This is a genomic window from Streptomyces viridosporus (assembly GCF_002078235.1).
GTDB lineage: Bacteria > Actinomycetota > Actinomycetes > Streptomycetales > Streptomycetaceae > Streptomyces > Streptomyces viridosporus.
In genome coordinates this window covers 1-5,054 of record NZ_MSGP01000719.1, presented here as the reverse complement: position 1 = coordinate 5,054, position 5,054 = coordinate 1, and the positions used below count along the sequence as shown (strand labels likewise).

Sequence of the window (5,054 nt, the reverse complement as noted above, 5' to 3'; positions counted from 1 at the left end):
GCCGGCCGGTCAGCGCGGCGGCCAGCGCCCCGGTGGAGCGGGCGTGCAGATCGGCCTGCGCCTCCTCGGCCGGAGCGGTGGCGACGGGCCCGCGCAGGCGCACCTGACGGCCCAGCGTCGGCCAGTGGAAGGCCAGCGCGGCATACGGGCGGACGGCGAGGTGGCCGCCCTTGCGGCTGTGCGCGTGGGTCGCGAAGGACCAGCCGTCGGCGTCCGCGCCGTGCAGCATCACGATCCGTACGTCCGGCAGCCCGTCCGCGTCCGCCGTGGCCAGGGACATGGTGTGCGGCTCGCGCTGCCCGGCCGCCGCGACCTCGGCCAGCCACCGCGTGAACAGCGGCAGCGGCTCGGCGGGCGCGGCGGCCGGATCCAGCGCCGGCAGTTCGGTGTCCTCCGGGTCCCAGACCCGCAGTGACCTCAGCAACTCGTGGAGATCGGTTCCCATGTCCCGATTCTCGTGCGCGGGACGGCCGGGCTCACACCGACCCGAGGTCGGACGACACCCAGTGCTCGGGCCGCATGCGGACGACGACCTGCTCGCCGTGGTTCTTCCACGCGAAGTCGACGTACCCCTCGACCTTGTCGGCCGGGAGGTAGCGGGCGGAGATCTCCCGGAGCCGCTCGATCGTGGCGGGGACGGTCTCCAGGACCGGTCCCTCCACCGACACGTACCGGATGGTGGGCTCGGTCCGGTCGACCATGAGCGAGAACCGCCCGGCCGCGCCGATCAGCTTGTTCTTGCGGGAGTCGAGGCCGGTCATGATCCACACGTCGCCGCCGGGCGCGTACTGGTACCAGATCGGCACGGTGAGCGGGGCGCGCCCCGGTCCCGCGTCGACCGCGAGCGCGGCGACGTGGGGTTCGGCCAGGAACTGTTCACGTTCTTCGCGGGTCAGGGCCATCGCGGGTTCCTCCTGCGGCTCGGGCGTCGCGGACGTACGGGGCGGTCGTGCCGCGCGTACGGTCGGTCGGTTTCCACCGGGCACAACGACGGCCGCCCGCCCCGGTCTTCCCCCGTCCGTGTGCTGCGGCGGCAACCCCTGTCGTGTCCCGGGTCGTCGAGGCCGGAACATCCCGCCCGAGGGCGCGCACGATCCGTCCGGCTCTAGAGCATCGCCAGCCGCTGGACCAGGAGGAACGCGCCGATCCCGAGCATCGCCGCCCCCGACGTGCGCACGACCGCGCGGGCCGCCGCCGGACGGGTGCCGAGCACGGCGCGGGCGGCGAGGCCGACGGACAGGTAGACGGCGGCGCAGCACGCCATGTGCAGCAGCCCCAGGACGGCGGTCTGCGCCGGCACCGGCAGCCGCGCGCCGTCGCCCGTGACCAGGAACTGGGGCAGGACGGAGAGGTAGAGCAGCAGGCCCTTGGGGTTCAGGCCGCTGATCGCGGCCCCGCGCCGGAAGGCCCGGACGCCGTTCTCCTCCTCCGCGGCCCCGTCCGCGGCCGGGGCGCCGGGGCGGCGCAGCACGCTCCAGCCCAGCCACACCAGATACCCGGCCCCCGCCACGGTCAGCGCGGTGAGCAGGGCCGGGGAGCCCGCGACCAGGACCGCCAGCCCCGCCGCGGCGAGCACCGTGTGCAGCGCGTACCCGGCCACCAGCCCTCCGACCGCCGGGACCACCGACCGTCCCCGCAGCCCGGCCGAGATCGTGTACGCCCAGTCGGCACCCGGTACGCACACCAGCATCAGGTCGAGGGCGAGGAAGGAGAGGAGGGCCGTGGTGTCCATGAGGGCGAGATTAGGTGGGAAGGGGGCGAATGTGTTCCCGTATTTTTCCCGTTTTCCCGCGTTTCGAGGCAGGATCCACCCTGTGGACGACATGGACCGGAAGATTCTTGCCGAGCTGCAGCAGGACGGGCGGCTGACCGTGACGGAGCTGGCCGCGCGGGTGCGGCTCAGCGTCTCCCCCTGTCACCGGCGGCTGCGGGAGCTGGAGCGGTCGGGCGCGATCAGCGGCTACCGGGCGGTGGTGGACCCGGCCGCCGTGGGGCTGACCTTCGAGGCGCTGGTGTTCGTCTCCATGCGCCAGGAGGACCGCGACACGGTCGCGGAGTTCGAGCGGGCGGTCGGCGAGGTGGAGGAGGTGCTGGAGGCGCAGCGGCTGTTCGGGGAGCCGGACTACCTGCTGCGGGTGGTCGCCGCCGACCTCGCCTCCTACCAGCGGCTCTACGACGAACGCCTGGCCACGCTGCCGGGGGTGCAGCGGCTGACGTCCACGCTGGTGATGAAGCACGTGGTGAAGGACCGCCCGTTGCCCGCCTAGCACGCGGTGCCGGGACATGCGGCAGGCGGCGGTCCACCGGGGTGGACCGCCGCCTGCCGGACAGGACGCGTGATCGCAGAAACGATTCGCCGGGCACCTACCTCGTCGGCTTCTTGCCGGTGACGCCCAGGTGCACCAACAGGGCCAGGTTGGGCTTGAGTTCGGCCTGCTTGACGCCCCAGGAGGAGAAGCCCTTCTGGTGCGAGGCCGCGGCCGCGAGCATCGTGACCAGGGAACCGGCGATCGCCGCCGGGTTCACGTCCTTGTCGACCCGCCCCTTGGCCTGCAGCGCGGCGACGGAGTCCGCCAGGGAGGCGTTCACGGAGTTCAGGACCTTCATGCGGATCTTGTAGAAGCGTTTGTCGCCCTCGGCCGCGCCGAGGTCCACGACGCGCAGGATCGCGTCGTTCTTCCGCCAGAACTCCAGGAAACCGTCGACGAGTTCCTGGGCCGTCTGCCAGCCGGCCTTGCCGACCCAGGAACGGCCCTCCAGGAGCTCGGTCAACCCGGCGCTGTCGGCGGCCGTTTGCTCCGCGATCTCCAGGACGGCGCCCTCGACGTCGGGGAAGTACTGGTAGAAGGTCGCCGGGGAAGTCCCCGCCTTGCGTGCGACATCGATGACCTTGACGTCCCGATAGGGTGACGAGCTGAGCATCTCGCTGAGGCAGTCGAGCAGCTTCTGCCGGGTCGCCTGCCCTCGCCGGCCGGCCACGCGGCCGTCGACGGTACGCACTTGTCCTGTCATGTCGTCAGCTTACCGAGGGGTGATGGGAGCGCGATTCGGCCGACTGCAAATGGGGTGCGTGGGCACACGGAGGCTGGTGTGCCTGGTCTGCGGGGTGCGGACGACGCGGTTACTTTGGCGGCATGGCCGAAAACAGGGCACCGGAGTACACAGAGGGCACCCCGTGCTGGGTGGACGCGCAGCTGCCCGACGTGGAGGCGGGCAAGCGGTTCTACGGCGAGCTCTTCGGATGGACCTTCCAGGACCAGCCCGCCCGGTCCCCGGGGACCGTGGAGGCGCTGAAGGACGGCGAGCCCGTCGCCTCCCTCGCGCACAAGACGGACGGCCGGATGCCCACGGTGTGGACGGTGTCCTTCGCGACCCCGGACGCCGAGGCGCTGTGCGGGCGGATCCGCGCGGCCGGCGGGCAGATCGTCTCCGCGCCGCTGCCGGTCGGCGAGCTGGGCGTCGCCGCGCTCGTCACCGACCCCGGGGGAGCCGTCTTCGGCCTCTGGCAGCCGGTCGGCCACCCCGGCTTCGGCCGCCGCCGCGAGCCGGGCACCTTCGCCTGGGTCGAGCTCTACACCCGGGACACCGAGGCGGCCAACGCCTTCTACGGGGACCTCTTCCACGACGCCCTGTTCGGTCCGGGCGCCGACCCGGACTTCGGCCGCGCGCCGATCTCCGACGTCTTCCCCGCCGAGATGCCGCCCCACTTCCTCGTCCACTTCGCCGTCGAGGACCCGGCGGCCACCATGGAGCGGGTGACCCGGCTCGGCGGCCGGGTCCAGGTGCCGCCCTTCGAGACGTCGTACGGCACGGCGGCCGTGGTCACCGACGACCAGGGGGCGTCCTTCGCGCTGCTGCGCCGCTGACCCGGCCCGCCGGGCGGTCCACCGACCACCCGTCCGTCCCCCTGTGCCGTATGTAAACCTGGACACCCTATTTGTCGGCCGGTTCGCAACCGGAGGCCCGGCCAGGAAGAATCGGGGTGCGTGCCGCCGCGGCGGTGCGGTGGTGAGACGCTGCACTTCGGTCGCGTGCACAAGGCGGTGGCGCGACTCGTACGGGGAGGTGGCAGGCAAGTGGTGGATCAGCTGACGCAGCACGATCCGCGGCGTATCGGGCCGTTCGAGGTGCTGGGACGGCTGGGAGCCGGCGGCATGGGGCTGGTCTATCTCGCGCGCTCGGCGTCCGGGCGGCGCGTGGCGATCAAGACGGTCCGGACCGAACTGGCCGAGGACCAGTTGTTCCGGGTCCGCTTCACGCGCGAGGTGGAGGCGGCCCGGGCGGTCTCCGGCTTCTACACGGCGGCCGTCGTGGACGCCGACCCGCGTGCCGCCGTGCCGTGGCTGGCCACCGCGTACGTTCCCGCGCCCTCCCTCGAGGAGATAGTGAACGAGTGCGGCCCGCTGCCGGCCCAGGCGGTGCGCTGGCTCGCGGCGGGCGTCGCGGAGGCGCTCCAGTCGATCCACGGTGCCGGGCTGGTCCACCGCGACCTGAAGCCCTCCAACGTCCTCGTCGTCGAGGACGGCCCCCGGGTGATCGACTTCGGCATCGCCTCCGGTGTGTCGAACACCCGTCTGACGATGACGAACGTCGCCGTCGGCACCCCCGCCTACATGTCCCCGGAGCAGGCGAAGGACTCCCGCAGCGTCACCGGCGCCAGCGACGTGTTCTCCCTGGGCTCCACGCTCGTCTTCGCCGCCACCGGCCACGCCCCCTTCCACGGCGCCAACCCGGTCGAGACGGTCTTCATGCTGCTGCGCGAGGGCCCGGACCTGGACGGGCTCCCGGACGAGCTGCGTCCGCTGATCGAGGCCTGCATGCAGATGGAGGCCCCGGCCCGGCCCAGCCCCGCCGACCTCCAGGCCCAGCTCGCCCCGCACCTGTTCGGTTCCGGCTCCGACGACAGCGGCACGGCCTCCGCCTGGCTGCCCGAGCGCGCGGTGAGCCTGATCGAGGCCCGCCGGGGCGGCCGTCCGGCGCCCAAGCCCGCCCACGGAGGAGGCCTCAGCGGCGGGGGCGTCCCTCCCCACATCCCGCCGCCGCCCCCGCACGAC

General features: G+C 73.0%; 7 protein-coding genes. 3 read left to right on the top strand and 4 right to left on the bottom strand.

Annotation, left to right across the window (positions count from 1 at the left end; translation table 11 throughout):
• The 3 genes from B7L92_RS36475 to B7L92_RS36465 form a co-directional block, all read right to left on the bottom strand.
• The coding region (locus B7L92_RS36475) for a pyridoxine/pyridoxamine 5'-phosphate oxidase (protein WP_081241456.1) at window positions 1-445 on the bottom strand (445 nt) is incomplete at its 3' end.
• A gap of 31 nt (window positions 446-476) precedes the next feature.
• Window positions 477-902 (bottom strand): pyridoxamine 5'-phosphate oxidase family protein, encoded by a 426-nt coding sequence (locus B7L92_RS36470; RefSeq protein WP_081241455.1) that lies wholly within the window; start codon window positions 900-902, stop codon window positions 477-479.
• Window positions 903-1,105: 203 nt separating this feature from the next.
• Window positions 1,106-1,732, bottom strand: coding sequence for a LysE family translocator (locus B7L92_RS36465; protein WP_081241454.1), 627 nt, complete (start codon window positions 1,730-1,732; stop codon window positions 1,106-1,108).
• Between the two features lie 82 nt (window positions 1,733-1,814).
• Between B7L92_RS36465 and B7L92_RS36460 the strand changes: the two genes are divergently transcribed.
• Window positions 1,815-2,267 (top strand): Lrp/AsnC family transcriptional regulator, encoded by a 453-nt coding sequence (locus tag B7L92_RS36460; RefSeq protein ID WP_081241453.1) that lies wholly within the window; start codon window positions 1,815-1,817, stop codon window positions 2,265-2,267.
• Between the two features lie 97 nt (window positions 2,268-2,364).
• On the opposite strand, the gene B7L92_RS36455 is transcribed toward B7L92_RS36460, so the two are convergent.
• Window positions 2,365-3,000, bottom strand: coding sequence for a TetR family transcriptional regulator (locus B7L92_RS36455; protein ID WP_081241452.1), 636 nt, complete (start codon window positions 2,998-3,000; stop codon window positions 2,365-2,367).
• A 134-nt stretch (window positions 3,001-3,134) separates the two neighbouring features.
• On the opposite strand from B7L92_RS36455, the gene kbpA reads away from it, so the two are divergent.
• Both kbpA and B7L92_RS36445 read left to right on the top strand, forming a co-directional pair.
• Window positions 3,135-3,866 (top strand): AfsK-binding protein KbpA, encoded by a 732-nt coding sequence (kbpA, locus tag B7L92_RS36450; protein ID WP_170102282.1) that lies wholly within the window; start codon window positions 3,135-3,137, stop codon window positions 3,864-3,866.
• Between the two features lie 210 nt (window positions 3,867-4,076).
• On the top strand, window positions 4,077-5,054 hold a 978-nt coding region (locus tag B7L92_RS36445; protein WP_174704075.1), incomplete at its 3' end, for a serine/threonine-protein kinase.

Excerpts from the sequence above, each read along its gene's own strand:
- B7L92_RS36470 (WP_081241455.1), bottom strand. The coding sequence starts at position 902 with ATGGCCCTGACCCGCGAAGAACGTGAACAGTTCCTGGCCGAACCCCAC.
- B7L92_RS36465 (WP_081241454.1), bottom strand. The coding sequence starts at position 1,732 with ATGGACACCACGGCCCTCCTCTCCTTCCTCGCCCTCGACCTGATGCTG.
- kbpA (WP_170102282.1), top strand. The coding sequence starts at position 3,135 with ATGGCCGAAAACAGGGCACCGGAGTACACAGAGGGCACCCCGTGCTGG.